This window comes from Solicola gregarius, assembly GCF_025790165.1.
GTDB lineage: Bacteria > Actinomycetota > Actinomycetes > Propionibacteriales > Nocardioidaceae > Solicola > Solicola gregarius.
This window is the reverse complement of sequence record NZ_CP094970.1, coordinates 2714759-2730076: the sequence shown is the minus strand read 5'-3', so window position 1 is coordinate 2730076 and position 15318 is coordinate 2714759. Positions and strand designations below refer to the sequence as shown.

Genomic DNA, 15318 nt, shown 5'->3' with positions numbered 1-15318 from the left:
CAGCGGCAACCGCGGCGATGTATCTATTGCTCCTGGGTTGGCACGCCCAGATATCCCGCTCACCACACGGAGCGCGGTGCAGCGGTCCGTACGAATCATGGCAGGTCGTCGTCCTCGCCCTCGGGCTGATCGTTGTCGTCGCTGTTGCGGCGTGGCACGGGCATGCCTGGTCGGCAGCGGCTTCGTGCGTCTGCTGCCTCACCGTCCTGTGGTCCTTCGGCGCGGCGACAGTCGAGGACCCGTGCCAGGCCGGGGCAAGCTTGTGGCCCATTGGAGCGGCCCTGCTCTTCGTGGGTTCGGCGTCCGGCCTCGGCGTCGTCGCTGCACTTGCTGAACTCGGACGATCAACGCTCCGTCGACGATGATGTCGCTCGCACCCGGGTCGGCACCGGCTCTAGTTGCGAAGCTGCTGAGCGAGGGGGCAATCGAACGGCCCCCTGGCGCGGAGGCCAACGTTGTTGAGGTAGTCGACGACGATGCGATAGGAGTGCAGGAGGCCGACTTCGGTGTAGCTGATGCCGTGGTCCTCGCAGTAGCTGCGTACGAGGGGCTGAACGTGTTTGAGGTTGGGGCGCGGCATGCTCGGGAAGAGGTGATGCTCGATCTGGTAGTTGAGCCCGCCCATCGCAAAGTCCACGACCGGGCCGCCGCGGATATTGCGAGACATCAGGACCTGCCGGCGCAGGAAGTCGATCCGTGCGGTCGGCGGCACGATCGGCATTCCCTTGTGGTTCGGGGCGAACGATCCGCCGAGGCACAGACCGAATACGGCCATCTGCAACGCGAAGAACGCCGCCGCCTTGCCGAGCGGGAGCACCATCAAGAGCACGACGACGTACAGCGCGAGTCGCGACAGTACGAGCGCGGCCTCGACCCGCTGATGCTTTATCGCACCCGGTTGGAGCACGGTGCGCACACTGGCCACGTGGAGGTTGAGCCCCTCCAGTGTCAGCAGCGGAAAGAACAGCCAGCCCTGGCGTCGTACGAACCATCCGGCGAATCCGGTCTGCCGGCTGTCGGCAACGTCACGTGTGAAGGCCAATGCTCCCGGAGCGATATCGGGATCCTTCCCTTCCTGGTTCGGCGCCGCATGGTGGCGGTTGTGCTTTGCCCGCCACCACCCATGGCTCAGGCCGGCGAACACCCCGCCGAGCACTCGCGAGGTCCACTCGTTCCACGCGGCCGAGTCGAAGATCTGCCGGTGCGCGCCGTCGTGGCCGAGGAATCCGAACTGCGTGATGACGGCGCCGAGCGCAACCGCAAGGATGAGCTGGAACCACGAGTTTCCGATCATGAACACCCCGGCCCAGATCAGCCCGAATGCGAGCACGGCGAGAGTGATCCGACTCCAGTAGTACGCGTACCGGCGGCGCAGCAGCCCGCTCTCACGAACGGCGTGTGCGAGGTTGGTGTAGAGGCTTACATGTCGTTCTTGAGTGTCCATCACGGACTGCCCTCCGAAGTTGGGGATGCAGCGTTCCCGGACCGTCCGTCCAGGGGCCGCGGGGTAGTACGTCAGACTCGCGCCGATTTCGAGGAGCCCGGTTCGTCGGATTCATCGGACGATTCTTGGCGGACCGCCAGGAGCTCCAACACCTCGCCGATGGTTCGCTTCTGCCCCATGGCCTCGGGCATCGGCAGGTCCTCCTGGATCTGGTACGTGTTCCGGCGACCACCGCGCCTCTTGATGATGTAGCCCCCTTCGGCCAGATCGGCAACGATCCCGTACGCGGTCCGCTCGGTGATGTCCAGGGCAAGAGCAAGATCACGCAGCCGAGCGTCCGGGCGGTTGGCGATGAACAACAGCACCCGGGCGTGGTTTGTGATGAAGCTCCAGTGGCTCACGCGATAGACGCTAACAGATACTAGAAACGAATTGCTAGTGTTGTAAATCCGGAGTACAGTTACGTCCGTGATGGTAGGCATCCATCACGGACTGGAGCACCGATGGGCACAGCAGGCAACGACAGGTAGGACCCGGCCGCGATGCCAGACCATCTCGGCCGGGTCCACCGCTACGAAGGCCCCGGTGCCCCGCTTGCAGCCTATTTCGATTCGCCCGGTGACAGGCACCGAGCCGGCGACCTGACCCGGTTGAGAGGCGGACCCCATGTCCACGCCGCACGATCCAACGTCCACATCCGAGAGCCCGTCCGAGGCCCGTGCACCACTGCGCCTACGCCTGGCCGGTCATCCGGGCCAGAATCATCTCGACGGCGGCTGGTGGCCACGAAGCCGAGACCTGCCCGGGGAGGTCGCCGACCTGGTCGACCAATTCCCGACCGGATCCGACCAGATCGTCCGGGTCGTCTACTCACGACCCGATTGGGAGCCGGCGCCGCGCCATATCGCCGTGGACCGCGGGTACGTCGTAGCCGATGCCTTTCCCCACGACGACGCGCACCTGATCCAGCTCACGATGTCGGACCAACGCGTTCTTCACGTGCTGGTCGTGCCACCCGACTACTCCGACGCGCATGGCAGCGAGGCACTCCTCGCGGCAGCCACCCGAGGCAATGCGCACACGGCGTCGGCACTGCTGGACGCCGTGCGCGACAGCCCCGACGTCAGTCCGACCGACCAGTGGAACGACGACGGCGGAAACTGGTGGGGCGAACACCCCGTCGAACCGTCATTTCGGACCAGGGCGGAGCGGAGCCGAGCTCGGCGCCTGGGCTGAGCGTCGATGTTCGTGGCGGCCCTCCGGTAGCCAGGTGCCTGCTATGGTTCAGGAGTCGGCAACTCTGCCGACATTCAGGGAAGATTCCTCGTTGAGCGCCGGGCCCAGTTGCGGCCCTCCACGATCCGTCGCCTCCTCTGACCCGTTCAGAGGAGTGCAATGTCCCAGTCTGTCCCGAAACCCGTCTCCACGAGCGCGCGCCGCGATTCAACGCGCGCCGCGGATGCCCTGCTGCCGGTCGGTTCGTCCGCGGTCGTGTACTGCGAGGGTCAGTTCGGCAAGCAGGACGGAAAGACCGCGAACGGGCTGGTACGTCACTCCGAGAAGTACGAGATCCGCAGCGTCATCGACAGCCGCCGGGCCGGCGTCGATGCAGGCGACTTCCTCGATGACCGACCCAACGGCATTCCGGTCCTCGCGAACCTGGCCGAATCCATCGCCCACGCCGGCCGCGTGCCCGACTATCTGATCTGCGGGGTTGCTCCCGCAGACGGACTGCTGTCGTCGGCCCAGCGTGAGGTACTGCTGGATGGCATCAGCCGGGGGATGCACATCATCAACGGGCTTCACGAGTTCCTCAACGACGACGTCGAGTTCGTTGCGGCCGGCCTCGCCGCCGGGGTGACGATCACCGACGTTCGCCGCCCGAAGGAGAAGAAGGACCTCCATCTCTTCAGCGGACGCATCTTCGACATCCCTTGCCCGCGTATCGCCGTGCTCGGCACCGACGGTTCGATCGGGAAGCGCACGACCGCGACCCTTCTCGTCCAAGGGCTCAGGGAGCGAGGCATCAAGGCGGTCATGGTCGGCACCGGACAGACCGGGCTCATCCAGGGTGGGAAGTACGGCGTCGCACTCGACGCACTCGTGCCGCAGTTCTGCTCCGGAGAGGTCGAGGCACAGGTGGTGGCCGCGTACGAAGGTGAGCACCCCGACGTGATCATCGTCGAAGGCCAAGGGGCACTCAGCCACCCCGCGTACCTGACCTCGGCCCATATCCTTCGCGGCAGCCGACCCGCCGGCGTCATCGTTCAGCACGCGCCGAAACGCAAGGTGCTTGGGGATTTCCCCATGGTGGCGATGCCGTCGCTGGCAAGCGAGGTAGCCCTGATCGAGGCGTTCGCCGACACACAGGTCATCGGCACCGCGATCAACCACGAGTTCATGACCGATCACGAGATCAGCGCTGCGATCGACGAACTGGAACTCGAGATCGGCGTGCCGGCAACGGACCCGTTGACCCGGCCACTCGACCGACTCGTCGACATGGTCGTACAGTCGTTCCCCGAGCTCGCATCGGCGCTCGCCCCGAGCGTAGGGTGACCGCGCCCCGCCTGGAGATCAACCTCGACGCGATTGCCCACAATGCGCGAACCCTCGTGGATCGCCTTGCCACCAAGGGCATCCGGGTAACCGGCGTCACCAAGGCTTCGCTCGGGTCACCGGGCGTCGCGAAAGCGATGCTGGACGGGGGTGTCGTCGGGCTCGGCGACTCCCGGGTCGAGAACCTCGCCGTACTGCGCGCCGACGGAGTGGCGGAGCCGCTCACGTTGATCAGGTCGCCGATGCTCAGCCAGGTCGACGAGGTCGTACGCGTCGCCGACGTCAGCCTCAACACCGAAGCAGTCGTACTCGATGCGCTCGCAACCGTCGCCGCGCACCGACGTACCACGCATGCCGTGATCCTGATGGTGGAGCTGGGCGACTTGCGTGAGGGTGTCGCGGTCGACGAGGTGGTGGAGCTCGCCCGTACGGTTGACCGGCTCGCCGGCCTGCGGCTCGTGGGCCTCGGTACCAACCTCGCCTGCCACAGCGGAGTCGTGCCCGACCAGCAGAAGATGGATGAGTTGTCCCGGCTGGTCGAACAGGCCGAGACCGCCTGCGGGCACGTGCTCCCCGTCGTATCGGGCGGAAACTCCGCCAACCTGGACTGGGCGTTGACGACCAACGACGTCGGGCGCGTGGACGAACTCCGCCTCGGTGAGTCGATCCTGTTGGGGACCGAGCCGCTCTACCGGCGTCCGATCGACGGGCTCCAGACCGATGCCTTCACCCTGGTGGCGGAGGTGATCGAAGCGACCCGGAAGCCCACACAGCCCTGGGGCGAGATCGCACAGGCCGCATTCGGCCACCAGCCGCCCGCCCATAGCCGTGGGAGCATCCGGCAGGTGGTCGTCGCGCTCGGCCGACAAGACGTCGACCCTGACGGCATCACGGCGCCATCGGGCATCAGGAAACTCGGCATGAGCAGCGACCATCTCGTACTCGACGTCGGCGACAGCGCCGTCTCGGTCGGCGACGAGCTCAGCTTCCAACTCGACTACAGCGCCCTGGTGCGAGCAATGACGTCTCCGTTCGCAACCAAGATCGAGCGCGACTCTCGATACCAGCGGCCGGACGTGACGGTCGAGCCCTTGTCCGAGTCTGATGAGCCGCTCGTGAACCCAACTGGATTGCGCGGCGGTGCCGCCGTCAGGTGAGCCCGACCATCGCGGCACTCGCCACGGCGGCGTCGCGTCCCGAGGCACCGAGTTTGCGGTAGATGCTGCGCAGATGGGTCCGCAGCGTGTTGACCGAGACGAACAGCGCATCGGCGATCTCGTCGTTGCTGAGCCTGCTCGGTAGGTACGCCAGGATAGTGAGCTCGCGCGGAGTCAGCGGCTCGATCAGCGCCGCGTTGGCGAGTAGCCGACCGTCGTCGCTCGGCGCGGAGTCCAACAGGTGCTTCATCCGCCGCAACGGCCTCGACGGAGCCATGGTGCGCAGGATGTTCTGCGCCCGCGGCGTCTCCAGGAACGGCGCGAGAAGCCCCTCGACCTCGGCATCGACGGCTGCGTCGGCGATGGCCGTGCCGGCGAGGCCCGCGTGCCCGTCACACTGCATCAGTACGGCCTCACGCAGGCTCCACGCAAGCGCGGATCGCGGTTCGTCCGCGTCGACCTGCCAGGCCTCCAGAACTCGCCGCGCCCCCGGTACGTCGCCGTCGGCGACCAGTACATCGAACGACGCCGCTGGAGTCGGGTTGACGGCGGCGCCGAGCACGGCATGCGCCTCGCGTACCGCTCCGGAACGTACGAGCAGCTGCGCCTCGAGCGACAGTCTCGCCCGTGTGACCAGCAGCCGCTGCGGCCCTCCGAACGTCATGTCGCGCAGGTGGGTGAGCGCAGGTTGGATGCCTCTGACTGCCGCGATGTGGCGCGTCTTCAGGAGCTGCAGCAGGTGGTGGTAGATCGGTCGATGACAGTGCGCGACGATCCGTGCGGCCGCGTCCAGGTGAACGCCGGCCAGCCCGTGATTCAGTCGCTCGAGGGCGACCGCACCCAGCGCGAGCTGTGCCATCGCCACGGCGACGTGGTCCATCGCGCCGACCTCGCGAGCGGTGTCGACGGCGGCGAGCGCGCAGCCCTCGGCTTCGGTCAGCCGCCCGGCGGCCGCATGGGTGAAGGCCGACATCCCCAAGATGTTGATCCGCCACATCGGGTACTTCGCGCCGGGCAACTCCAGTGCGCTGGTGAATCCCGCGGAGCTCGACGCAAGGTCCGCATCGAAGAGGTCGGCGAGCGCCAACGCCGTTCCGGCCATGACCTCACACGACTCCGCCCCTCCCGCGCCGAAGAAGTCGAAGACCGACTCGGGTTGCACGGTCGGCAGCAGCCGAAGCACACCCGTCGCGAGTCGCCTCATCTCCACCACAGGTAGGTCCCCGAGGCCCAGGATCGCACCGAGCGTGTCGGCGGCGATCTGCTCGCCCGGCGACAAGTCCTGCCGCGCGAGCATCCGGTACGTCTCGGCCGCGGCACTGAACTGGTCCGAGGCGACCTGACTCGCCAACAGCGATATCGACATCTGCGCGCTCGGTGTCGTGATGTTGTTGTGGATCGCAGCGAGCGCACTCGCGAGCGTCGCCGTCTCGCCGCGCTCGAAGAGCCGGTGCCCTTGCACGGCGACGACCTCGAACGCCTCGACGTAGTCGCCTGCGGCGAGGAGCTGCTCCACCCCCGCTCGGTGTTCCCCGTTCGCGAGCAACCACCGCGCGGCGCGACGCCGGCACTCCACCTCCGCGTCAGCGGCCTCGCCCCGGAGCTGGAACCGGAGAAGGTCCGCGAACAGATGGTGGTAGCGAAAACGTTCGGCCACCCCCTCGACTCGGGTCAGGAAGAGGCCCCTGTCGCGCAGGGACAGCAACGTCGCGCGTGCATCGTCCTGACCGGTGACGGCCTCACACAGGTCGGGGCTGAGCCACTCCAAGACGGACGTACGAAGGACGAACTCTCGCATCGACGGATCGAGCGAACGGACCACCTCGTCGGTGAGGTAGTCCGCGACCAGGCGGTCGTCTCCGGTGAAGCCGGCAACGAACGCGTCGACGTCGGCCTGTTTCTGCAGCGACAGCGCGGCGAGCTGAAGCCCCGCTGCCCACCCCTCGGTACGCGAAACGAGGGTCTCCACGTGCCCGGGCGACATCGACCGTCCCGAGACGCCTTCAAGTAGCCCCACCGCCTCGTCCGACTCGAACGCGAGGTCACTCAGGCGAAGCTCGACGAGACGATCCTCCAGCCGGAGTCGACCGACGTGTAGCGGCTGATCCCAACGCGAGGCGATCACCATGCGTACGTTGTCGGGCAGGCCAACGACGAGGTCGCCCAGGTCGCTCAGCGACTCGGTGTTCGTCATCGCATGCAGATCATCGAGGGCGAGCACGAAGGGGCCGCGTACGTCGGCCAGCTCGGCAAGGAACGCGTCGACGAAGACCGAACCGAGACGGCTGCCGCCGGTGACCGAGAGCTGCACGATTCCCGGGTCTACCGCGGGGTGCGCCTCGTGCACGGCCACGACCAGGTCACGGGCGAGACGAACCGCGTCATCGTGAACCGGACGTACCGACAGCCGAGCGGCGTCGTTCTGACGCCCCCACTCCTCCATCAGAACGGACTTTCCGGAGCCCGCCGGAGCGACGAGCAGCCCGACTCCCCCGCCGGGATCGAGTCGAGAGCTCGACTCAACCGAGGCCGGGGAACCCTCGGCGTAACGGTTCGGTCCGCTGCGTACGGCGCCGGCACTCCATCAGAGTGACAGATCGTCGCCGACGGCGACGCGTATTCGTCAATCTTCCTCGAGCCGCCGGAGCTCGAGGATCGCCAGCCGAAGGTCCTGCATACGGTGCAGGACGCCGTGCAGAGCCGCCTCGTCGGCGACTACCCCGACCAGCCGGATACGGCCGCCCTCGAGCTCGTCGACGTCGAACTCCTCGAACGCGGCCCGAACCAGGGGGCTGGCGGTTCCGGTGACGACGATCTCATACGTACGCGCCATCACGACCAGAAATCCGTGCGGAGCAGTGCCACCCGACCAGCATGCAACCTGGACGCAGGCCGTCGGATCGTCCAGGGAGGACGATGCATCGGTCGCGCCGCCTTGCAACGCTCGAAATCCAGCATCCCTGATGCTTCAGGAGTCTCCGTTGCCGTACGTCATCGCGCCGGAGGGCGTGTCCACGTGAGTGAGCCGTGGCAGAACATGGTCCTGATCGTTGCCGTCGCCGCGGTCATCGCCGTGGCATGCGTTCTAGTGCGCCGCGCACTCGGGAGCACGACGATCGACCACGGCTCGTGGGCGGCGACGCTGTCGTACGTCGCCACCGCGTACGGCGTCGTGGTCGGATTCTCGATCATCTTCCTGTTCGGCCAGGTTGCCGACGCCCGCGGGGCCGTCGGCGACGAGGCGACCTCGATCGGCACGGCGTACGAGCAGGCGGAGCTGTTCCCCGAGTCCAAGGCGGGAATCCAGAGCGCGCTGATCTGCTACGCGCGTGCGGTTCCGACGTACGACTGGCCGGCGATGATCGACCATGAGCCGGCCCCGGAGGTGGACGCGGCCTTCCACGACCTGGTGGCCTCCGTGGGGCGTGACGACCGACAACCGGTGGGCGCGCTGCATTCCGGGACGGCAACCAACCTCGTCTCCCAGGTCGGCAGCATCTCGACGGCACGCGAGACCAGACTCGTGGCCGCGGAGACCCAGGTGCCCGTCCTGCTGTGGATTCTGTTGCTCGGTGGCGGCGCGTTCGTGATCACGCTGATCTTCGTCGTCACCTATCCGGCACGGCCGCGCACCCAGGCGTTCCTGGTCTCGATGGCGACGGCGTTCACGGTCGTGATGATCCTGATCGTCGCCGCGCTGAGCCAGCCATTCGGGCAGGGCACCGGCCGCGTGAGTCCTAAGCTCATCGAGCAGACCACCGCAGGAATGGAGAGCACTGCTCCACCCGGCATCGCTGCATCGTGCGGCGACTAACCGTTCTCGTACCGACCGCAGCAGACCCAGGAGACCGACATGAGCAACACCAACAGCGACGACGCGACCCCGATCCACGGCCGCAAGGGCTTCCGGACGCATATCGATCCGTTCCAGTTCCCCGAGGAGTCGATGGACCCCGATGAGGCGTACGAACTGCTGCACACGGGGCTCATGCTGGACGGCCGCGAAACCCTGAATCTGGCCTCGTTCGTGACGACCTGGATGGAGCCACAGGCCGAGACGCTCATTCACGACAGCCTGCGCAAGAACCACATCGACCACGAGGAGTACCCCGCCGCGTCGCTCGTCGAGGAGGGTTGTGTGCACATGCTCGGCGACCTGTTCAACGCACCCGATCCCGCCAAGGTCGTCGGCGTGGGGACGATCGGATCGTCCGAGGCGATCATGCTCGGTCTCCTGGCGCACAAACGCAGCTGGCGCCACCGACGCGAGGCCGCAGGCCTCTCCGTCGACCGACCGAACATCGTGTACGGAGCCGAGACCCACGTGGTGTGGGACAAGTTCGCAAACTACTTCGACGTCGAGATGCGCAAGATCCCGATGCAGCCCGACCGATTCGTGATCAGCGCCGCCGACGTCGAGGAACGTCTCGACGAGAACACCATCGCCGTCGGCGCCGTGCTCGGTACGACCCATATCGGCGAGTCCGACCCGATCGAGGAGATCGACGAGATGCTCGTACGGGTCAAGAACACCCGTGGCTGGGACATTCCCCTACACGTGGACGGGGCGAGCGGCGGCTTCATCGCGCCGTTCTCAGAACCCGAGCGCAAGTGGGACTTCCGTCTCGAGCAGGTCGCGTCGATCAATGTGTCCGGGCACAAGTACGGCCTCGTCTACCCAGGCGTCGGCTGGCTGATCTTCCGGGACGCCACGAAGCTGCCCGAGGACCTCGTGTTCAGCGTCAACTATCTCGGCGGGGCGCAGCCGACATACACGTTCAACTTCTCGCGCGGGTCGGCGATGATCCAGGCACAGATGTACTCCTTCATCCGGCTCGGTCGCGCGGGGTACGCCTCGATCGTGGCGAATATGACCGCGAACGCCCAGCACATCAACGAGACCCTCGAGGCCACCGGCAAGTACGACATCCTCAATCCGGGTCTCGCCGAGCCGGTCGTGACCTTCACCCTTCGTGGGGATCCCGGGTTCGACGTGTACCACCTGTCCGCCCGGCTCCGCGAGAACGGCTGGATCGTCCCCGCGTACAGCCTTCCGCCGAATGCGGAGCATGTGCACCTGATGCGGATCGTCGTACGCCTCGACCTCAGTCGGCAGATGGTCGACATGCTGCTCCGCGACCTCGACCATGCGTACGAAGCCCTGGCCGCCGAGCGTCCGGCCCCCCGCGAGACGTCCAAGCCCGACCTGTGGACCGCGCCGGAGAAGTCGGCCGCGCACGGCAAGGCACGTACGGGTTTCGTCAGCTGACTCCGATGGAACCAGCCATGGCGGGACGTACGCCGCCACCCGGGGTCACCCACCTTCCGGAGGGCTGGCACGTCGTACGCCGATCGGGGCCGCTCGGATTCGTGACGCACGTCGTCCTCGAGCGCCCCGACGGGCGACGGGTCGAGTGGACGTCGCGGCGGCATCGCAAGGCCCTCGGCCTGCGACCGGCGCGCCGACACCACATCGGGACTCGGATCGGCCTGGGCTCGGGCGCGTCCAGCCCGACGAGCCGGTGGATGGGCGCCCTGTTCGGGATAGGGGCGGTCTGCTTCGCTCTCGGCTCGCTTCCGCTGTACTTCACCAGGGTCGACCCGTCCGTCACCGCGTGGACATTCTTCATCGGGTCGATCCCGTTCACCTCGGCTGCCTACCTGCAGTACCGCGAGACGTTGGCGGCTCCGGAGGGCGTCCTGGTCGACTCCGCGCGCCCGGGTCCGCTTCGTACGCTCGTCGGCTGGAAGCCGAGACGCATCGCCTGGTGGGCGTGCATGATCCAGCTCATCGGGACGGTGTGCTTCAACGTCAGCACGTTCGCCGCGACGAGGTCGGATCTGTCCGTGGATCGGGAGGTGCACGTGATCTGGACCCCGGACCTCGCCGGGTCGATCTGCTTCCTGGTTGCGAGCTGGCTGGCGTACACGGAGGTGAACCCGGGTCTGTTGCCGCGATCGGACAGATCGGTCGGGTGGCGGATCTGCGTGCTGAACCTCGCCGGCTCGGTCGCCTTCGGCGCTGCGGCCGTCGGATCCCGGTACGTCCCCTCGACCGGCGAACCGGCGAACATCGCCCTGGTCAACCTCGGCACCTTCACCGGTGCGATCTGCTTCCTTCTCGGCGCTGTACTCCTTCCGGTCGAGTCCGCGCACGACGCGACAGTCGACGAGGCGACGTAGCGGACTCGGCCGATGGATCAACGGTGTCCGCCGCATCATCAACCAGGTGACGTACGCGGGTGCCCACACTTGATCCGTGACTGCCGAGACCTCTGCCCAGGTACGCCCGCCGGCGACGTCGTGGACGCCGATCGTCGCACTCGCGTTCGGGATCGGAATGCTCGTCGCGAGCGAGTTCCTGCCTGCAAGCGTGTTACCTGCGCTCGCGGCCGACGTCGGCGTGAGCGAGGGTACGGCCGGGTTGGCGGTGGCCGCCACGGCGATCGCGGGCGCGATCACAGCTCCGAGCATCGCAGTGGTGCTTCCGCGCGCCGACCGTCGCATCGTGCTCGTCGGTCTGCTCGCGGCCGCCGCGGTCGCGAACCTCGCCGTCGTGGCCGCGCCCGACTTCGCCGTCCTGCTTCTCGGTCGGCTGCTCCTGGGGGTTGCGATCGCCGGGTACTGGTCGTTCGCGTTCGGCGCCGGCACTCATGCCGTACCGGGCCGAGACAACGTGGTGTCGGCCGCCCTCGCGTTCGGCGTCAGCTTCGCAACGGTGCTCGGCATACCTGTCGCGTCGCTCATCGGCGACGAGGTCGGCTGGCGTACGTCGTTCGCGGGCGCGGCCGCCCTTTCTGCCCTCGCCGCCGTCGCCGTCGCGGCAGCCCTTCCGCCGATACCGCCGGATCCGAGCGCTGGCCTGCGGATGATGCGCGGCGCGCTGGCCAACCGGCGGCTGATGGCCGGCGTCGCGGCCGTCGTCCTCGTCGCGTTCGGCAACTTCGCCGCGTACCCCTACATCCGGGTCGCGATCGAGCGCATCGAGCCATCGGCTACGACGTGGCTGCTGTTGTTGTGGGGCATCGCCGGCGTCGCGGGAACGGTCGCCGCAGGAGCGCTCGCACACCGGCTGCGTGGGTTGGCGGCCGTGACGCCCATCGTGCTCGCGCTCGGCCTACTGCTCACGGCGACCGCGGACTCCACCCTCGTACTCGCCGTCGCGATCGCGCTGTGGGGAGTCTCGTTCAACGCGGTGCCCGTCGCCACCCAGCTGTGGGTGACGCGTGTCGAGCCAGAACGGGCCGAGTCCGCGATGTCGCTGCAGGTGACGGCATTCCAGGTGGCGATCACGGTCGGGTCGGCGCTAGGCGGGGCGCTGCTGGACGGGTTCGGCATACGTACGCCGCTGTTCGTCGGCGCGGTCGCCGCGGCTGCGGCCGGCCTGGTCTGGGCACTGCTCCGCGTTCCCCGCGACTGAGTCGACCCGCCAGGCCTGCGGCGACTCACCATGCTGGGCGGCGAAGGCTCGGCTGAATGCGGCCACCGACCCGTACCCGACCTCGAACGCGATTCGGGTCACCGGCACCGATGGTTCGCCGAGCAGCTTGCGCGCCTGCTGCATACGTACCTCGCGCAGCAGTTGCATCGGGCTGCGTCCGACCGTACGGCGGAAGCGATCGGTCAACGCGGAGCGCGACAGGTGGACAAGGTCTGCCATCCGGTCGAGGGTCCACGACTCTCCTGGCCGCGACGCCAGCGCCGCGAGTACGTCGGCGACCTCGGCGTCGGCAGAGTCGCCGTTGTGTTCGTCGGCCGCGAGCCACGACGAGGTCATCGCCGCTCCCACGAGCCCGGCATAGCTCACCGCGAACAGCGTCGAGCGGCATCCCGCGTCCAGCGGGCAGCCGCCGACCAACTCGGCGACGCCGGGATGCTGGCTCCGGAACCCGGTGACGACGAGAGGGCTCGGCAACGGGGGCGAGGGCACGACGTGACGGAGGTCCGCGTGCACGACCTCGCTGTCGGCGGCTGCGGTCAGGCGGTACGCAGTGCGCTGATCGACGAGCGCGGCGTCACCGGCCCCGAGCGTCGCCCGCGAACCGGCGGTCTCGAGGACCACCTCACCTTCCAACACGTACGCCCATCGGGCGGTCGGATCGGTCATCGCGAGTCCCGCGGGCAGCCGCTCGCGCCACATGACGTCCAGCTCCCATTCCATAAGGACCGAAACCGTCGTACCGGACGAGACATTCCCTCCCGGCCTCGCACGGACCGCCGTCGAGGGGAGTTCGTCCGAGGGTTCTCTGTGTGCTGGCGGCGTCGACCGGTCGGTGTGAGCGGCCGGCGCCCCAGACTCCCAGAGTTCTCCCAGAACCTCCCAGAGACCGGACAGGAGCGCCCGGCACCCTCGCCTCATGGCACACATTGACGTACGAGGCCTGACCAAGAGGTACGGGCCGGACACCGTTGTCGACGACCTGTCGTTCACTGTCGAGGCCGGGCAGGTCACCGGATTCCTCGGCCCGAACGGGGCCGGCAAGTCCACGACCATGAAGATGATCCTCGGGTTGGCGGCCCCGACCGAAGGGTCCGCGACGATCGGCGGCCGCAGGTACGCCGACATCCCGGTGCCGTTGACCGAGGTGGGCGCGCTGCTCGACGCCGGCGCCGTACACGGCGGCCGCAAGGCGTACGACCATCTCCTGGCACTCGCGGTGAGCAACGGGCTCCCGACCCGCCGGGTCGACGATGCGCTCGCGCGGACCGGGATCGAGGCGGTCGCAGGAAAACGGGCCGGCGGGTTCTCGCTCGGCATGCGACAGCGACTCGGCATCGCGGCAACGCTGCTCGGCGACCCGCAGGTGCTGATCTTCGACGAGCCCGTGAACGGGCTCGATCCGGAGGGGATCCGCTGGATCCGCGACTTCATGCGTTCGCTCGCGGGTGAGGGACGGGCGGTGCTCGTCTCCAGCCACCTGATGAGCGAGATGGCCCAAACCGCCGATCATCTGGTCGTCATCGGCCGCGGCCGGCTCATCGCCGACACCAGCATGAGCGAGTTCCTGCGCGACAACGGCGAGGGCACGGTGCTCGTACGTACGCGCGACCGAGACATGTTCGCGCTTCGGCTGACCGACGCCGGCGCCGACGTACGCGAAGGACTCGAGTCGTCTCTCGTCATCTCCGGCATGACGGCAGCGGAGATCGGCGAGCTCGCGTCGTACCATGACGTCACTCTCAGCGAGCTGACTCCGCAGCGGCCGTCGCTCGAGGACGCGTTCATGCAGCTGACGAAGGACAGCGTCGAGTACGAAGGGGCGGTCGCATGAGTACGACCACCGTTGCATCGAAACCGACCTTCGGCCATGCGCTGCATGCGGAATGGATCAAGCTTCGCAGCCTCCGCTCGACCTGGTACACGCTGGCCGGTCTCTTCGTGGTCGCACTCGGCATCACCGGGCTCAACATGGGCTCGATCGGGTCGGAGTACGACCCGGGCGACAAGGCGAGCTGGGATCCGACCAACCTCAGTCTGACGTCGTACATCGTCGCCCAACTGATCATCGGCGTACTCGGGATCCTGGTCGTCACCTCGGAGTACGCGACTGGCCTGATGCAGACGACCCTGGTTGCGACTCCCCGGCGCGACCAATTGTTGGCCGCCAAGGTCGTCGTGGCGGCCGCGATCGCGATGGTTGCCGGGCAGGTGCTGATGTTCGCGTCGTTCGTCCTCGGGCAGGCGTTGCTGTCCGGACAGGACGTGCCTTACGCGTCCCTGGGCGACTCCGGCGTTATCGCGGCCCTCGTGGGTGGCGGGATCTATCTGGCGGCGATCGCGCTGCTGTCGATCGGCCTCGGCACGATCATGCGGGCGACCGCAGGCGCGCTTGCCACGGTCGTGGGGATCGTCTTCCTCGTACCGGCACTCTCCGAGCTCCTCCCGTCGTGGCTGCAGGGCCTCATCGACTTCTGGCCGACCGCCGGCGCGGCCGCGATCTTCGAGACAGTTCCGAATCCGGACTACCCGCATCCATGGCTGAACCTCGGGGGAATGTGCCTCGGAGTCGCCGCCGTGCTCGTCGCCGCGTTCGTCGTCTTCCGGCGTCGCGACGTGTGAGGCGGGGCTCTTGCGGAGGCGTTCGGCGGGGTGCGGGGGGCTTCGCCGTACACCCCTGCGGAGCCGCCTCTCCGTACGCTGTGCCATGTGGAAGGACG

At 67.6% G+C, this 15318-nt stretch carries 14 protein-coding genes; 9 read left to right on the top strand and 5 right to left on the bottom strand.

Annotation, left to right across the window (positions count from 1 at the left end; all coding sequences use genetic code 11):
• Positions 1–394 precede the first annotated feature (394 nt).
• Entirely contained in the window at positions 395–1444 is a 1050-nt protein-coding gene (locus tag L0C25_RS13440; RefSeq protein ID WP_271632162.1) for a fatty acid desaturase family protein, read from the bottom strand.
• A 71-nt stretch (positions 1445–1515) separates the two neighbouring features.
• Positions 1516–1845 carry a helix-turn-helix transcriptional regulator gene (locus tag L0C25_RS13435; protein ID WP_271632161.1) on the bottom strand — a complete coding sequence of 110 codons (330 nt, stop codon included), beginning with the start codon at positions 1843–1845 and terminating at the stop codon, positions 1516–1518.
• A 265-nt stretch (positions 1846–2110) separates the two neighbouring features.
• Between L0C25_RS13435 and L0C25_RS13430 the strand changes: the two genes are divergently transcribed.
• The 3 genes from L0C25_RS13430 to L0C25_RS13420 all read left to right on the top strand — a co-directional run bounded on the left by L0C25_RS13430 (position 2111) and on the right by L0C25_RS13420 (position 5160).
• Positions 2111–2680: a DUF5994 family protein gene (locus L0C25_RS13430; protein WP_271632160.1), complete on the top strand. Its 570-nt coding sequence runs from the start codon at positions 2111–2113 to the stop codon at positions 2678–2680.
• Between the two features lie 159 nt (positions 2681–2839).
• On the top strand, positions 2840–4003 hold the full coding sequence (locus L0C25_RS13425; protein WP_271632159.1) for a DUF1611 domain-containing protein: 1164 nt from the start codon (positions 2840–2842) through the stop codon (positions 4001–4003).
• Positions 4000–5160 (top strand): alanine/ornithine racemase family PLP-dependent enzyme, encoded by a 1161-nt coding sequence (locus L0C25_RS13420; RefSeq protein WP_271632158.1) that lies wholly within the window; start codon positions 4000–4002, stop codon positions 5158–5160. The genes L0C25_RS13425 and L0C25_RS13420 overlap by 4 nt, the downstream gene beginning before the upstream one ends.
• Here L0C25_RS13420 and L0C25_RS13415 read toward each other — a convergent pair.
• Positions 5153–7603, bottom strand: a complete 2451-nt coding sequence (locus L0C25_RS13415) for a LuxR C-terminal-related transcriptional regulator (protein WP_271632157.1) — start codon at positions 7601–7603, stop codon at positions 5153–5155. The two genes, L0C25_RS13420 and L0C25_RS13415, sit on opposite strands and share 8 nt — an antisense overlap.
• Before the next feature lie 180 nt (positions 7604–7783).
• On the bottom strand, positions 7784–7993 hold the full coding sequence (locus tag L0C25_RS13410; RefSeq protein WP_271632156.1) for a hypothetical protein: 210 nt from the start codon (positions 7991–7993) through the stop codon (positions 7784–7786).
• A gap of 183 nt (positions 7994–8176) precedes the next feature.
• Here L0C25_RS13410 and L0C25_RS13405 point away from each other — a divergent pair, with 183 nt between their 5' ends.
• The 4 genes from L0C25_RS13405 to L0C25_RS13390 all read left to right on the top strand — a co-directional run bounded on the left by L0C25_RS13405 (position 8177) and on the right by L0C25_RS13390 (position 12580).
• Positions 8177–8974, top strand: a complete 798-nt coding sequence (locus L0C25_RS13405) for a bestrophin-like domain (RefSeq protein WP_271632155.1) — start codon at positions 8177–8179, stop codon at positions 8972–8974.
• 39 nt (positions 8975–9013) lie between these two features.
• Complete coding sequence (locus tag L0C25_RS13400; protein WP_271632154.1) at positions 9014–10429, top strand: glutamate decarboxylase; 1416 nt, start codon at positions 9014–9016, stop codon at positions 10427–10429.
• 5 nt (positions 10430–10434) lie between these two features.
• Entirely contained in the window at positions 10435–11343 is a 909-nt protein-coding gene (locus L0C25_RS13395) for a hypothetical protein (RefSeq protein WP_271632153.1), read from the top strand.
• A gap of 76 nt (positions 11344–11419) precedes the next feature.
• On the top strand, positions 11420–12580 hold the full coding sequence (locus L0C25_RS13390) for an MFS transporter (RefSeq protein ID WP_271632152.1): 1161 nt from the start codon (positions 11420–11422) through the stop codon (positions 12578–12580).
• On the opposite strand, the gene L0C25_RS13385 is transcribed toward L0C25_RS13390, so the two are convergent.
• Positions 12467–13321, bottom strand: coding sequence for an AraC family transcriptional regulator (locus L0C25_RS13385; protein WP_271632151.1), 855 nt, complete (start codon positions 13319–13321; stop codon positions 12467–12469). The two genes, L0C25_RS13390 and L0C25_RS13385, sit on opposite strands and share 114 nt — an antisense overlap.
• A gap of 196 nt (positions 13322–13517) precedes the next feature.
• On the opposite strand from L0C25_RS13385, the gene L0C25_RS13380 reads away from it, so the two are divergent.
• Together L0C25_RS13380 and L0C25_RS13375 are read left to right on the top strand one after the other, a co-directional pair.
• Positions 13518–14432 (top strand): ABC transporter ATP-binding protein, encoded by a 915-nt coding sequence (locus L0C25_RS13380; RefSeq protein ID WP_271632150.1) that lies wholly within the window; start codon positions 13518–13520, stop codon positions 14430–14432.
• Positions 14429–15220, top strand: coding sequence for an ABC transporter permease (locus L0C25_RS13375; protein ID WP_271632149.1), 792 nt, complete (start codon positions 14429–14431; stop codon positions 15218–15220). Before L0C25_RS13380 ends, L0C25_RS13375 begins: the two co-directional genes overlap by 4 nt.
• Positions 15221–15318: the final 98 nt, after the last annotated feature.

What these genes read in the sequence shown, in the direction of transcription:
- L0C25_RS13440 (WP_271632162.1), bottom strand. Translation starts at nt 1,444, where the DNA reads ATGGACACTCAAGAACGACATGTAAGCCTCTACACCAACCTCGCACAC.
- L0C25_RS13430 (WP_271632160.1), top strand. Translation starts at nt 2,111, where the DNA reads ATGTCCACGCCGCACGATCCAACGTCCACATCCGAGAGCCCGTCCGAG.
- L0C25_RS13375 (WP_271632149.1), top strand. Translation starts at nt 14,429, where the DNA reads ATGAGTACGACCACCGTTGCATCGAAACCGACCTTCGGCCATGCGCTG.
- L0C25_RS13385 (WP_271632151.1), bottom strand. Translation starts at nt 13,321, where the DNA reads ATGGAATGGGAGCTGGACGTCATGTGGCGCGAGCGGCTGCCCGCGGGA.
- L0C25_RS13380 (WP_271632150.1), top strand. Translation starts at nt 13,518, where the DNA reads ATGGCACACATTGACGTACGAGGCCTGACCAAGAGGTACGGGCCGGAC.
- L0C25_RS13395 (WP_271632153.1), top strand. Translation starts at nt 10,435, where the DNA reads ATGGAACCAGCCATGGCGGGACGTACGCCGCCACCCGGGGTCACCCAC.
- L0C25_RS13415 (WP_271632157.1), bottom strand. Translation starts at nt 7,603, where the DNA reads ATGGAGGAGTGGGGGCGTCAGAACGACGCCGCTCGGCTGTCGGTACGT.
- L0C25_RS13425 (WP_271632159.1), top strand. Translation starts at nt 2,840, where the DNA reads ATGTCCCAGTCTGTCCCGAAACCCGTCTCCACGAGCGCGCGCCGCGAT.
- L0C25_RS13400 (WP_271632154.1), top strand. Translation starts at nt 9,014, where the DNA reads ATGAGCAACACCAACAGCGACGACGCGACCCCGATCCACGGCCGCAAG.
- L0C25_RS13410 (WP_271632156.1), bottom strand. Translation starts at nt 7,993, where the DNA reads ATGGCGCGTACGTATGAGATCGTCGTCACCGGAACCGCCAGCCCCCTG.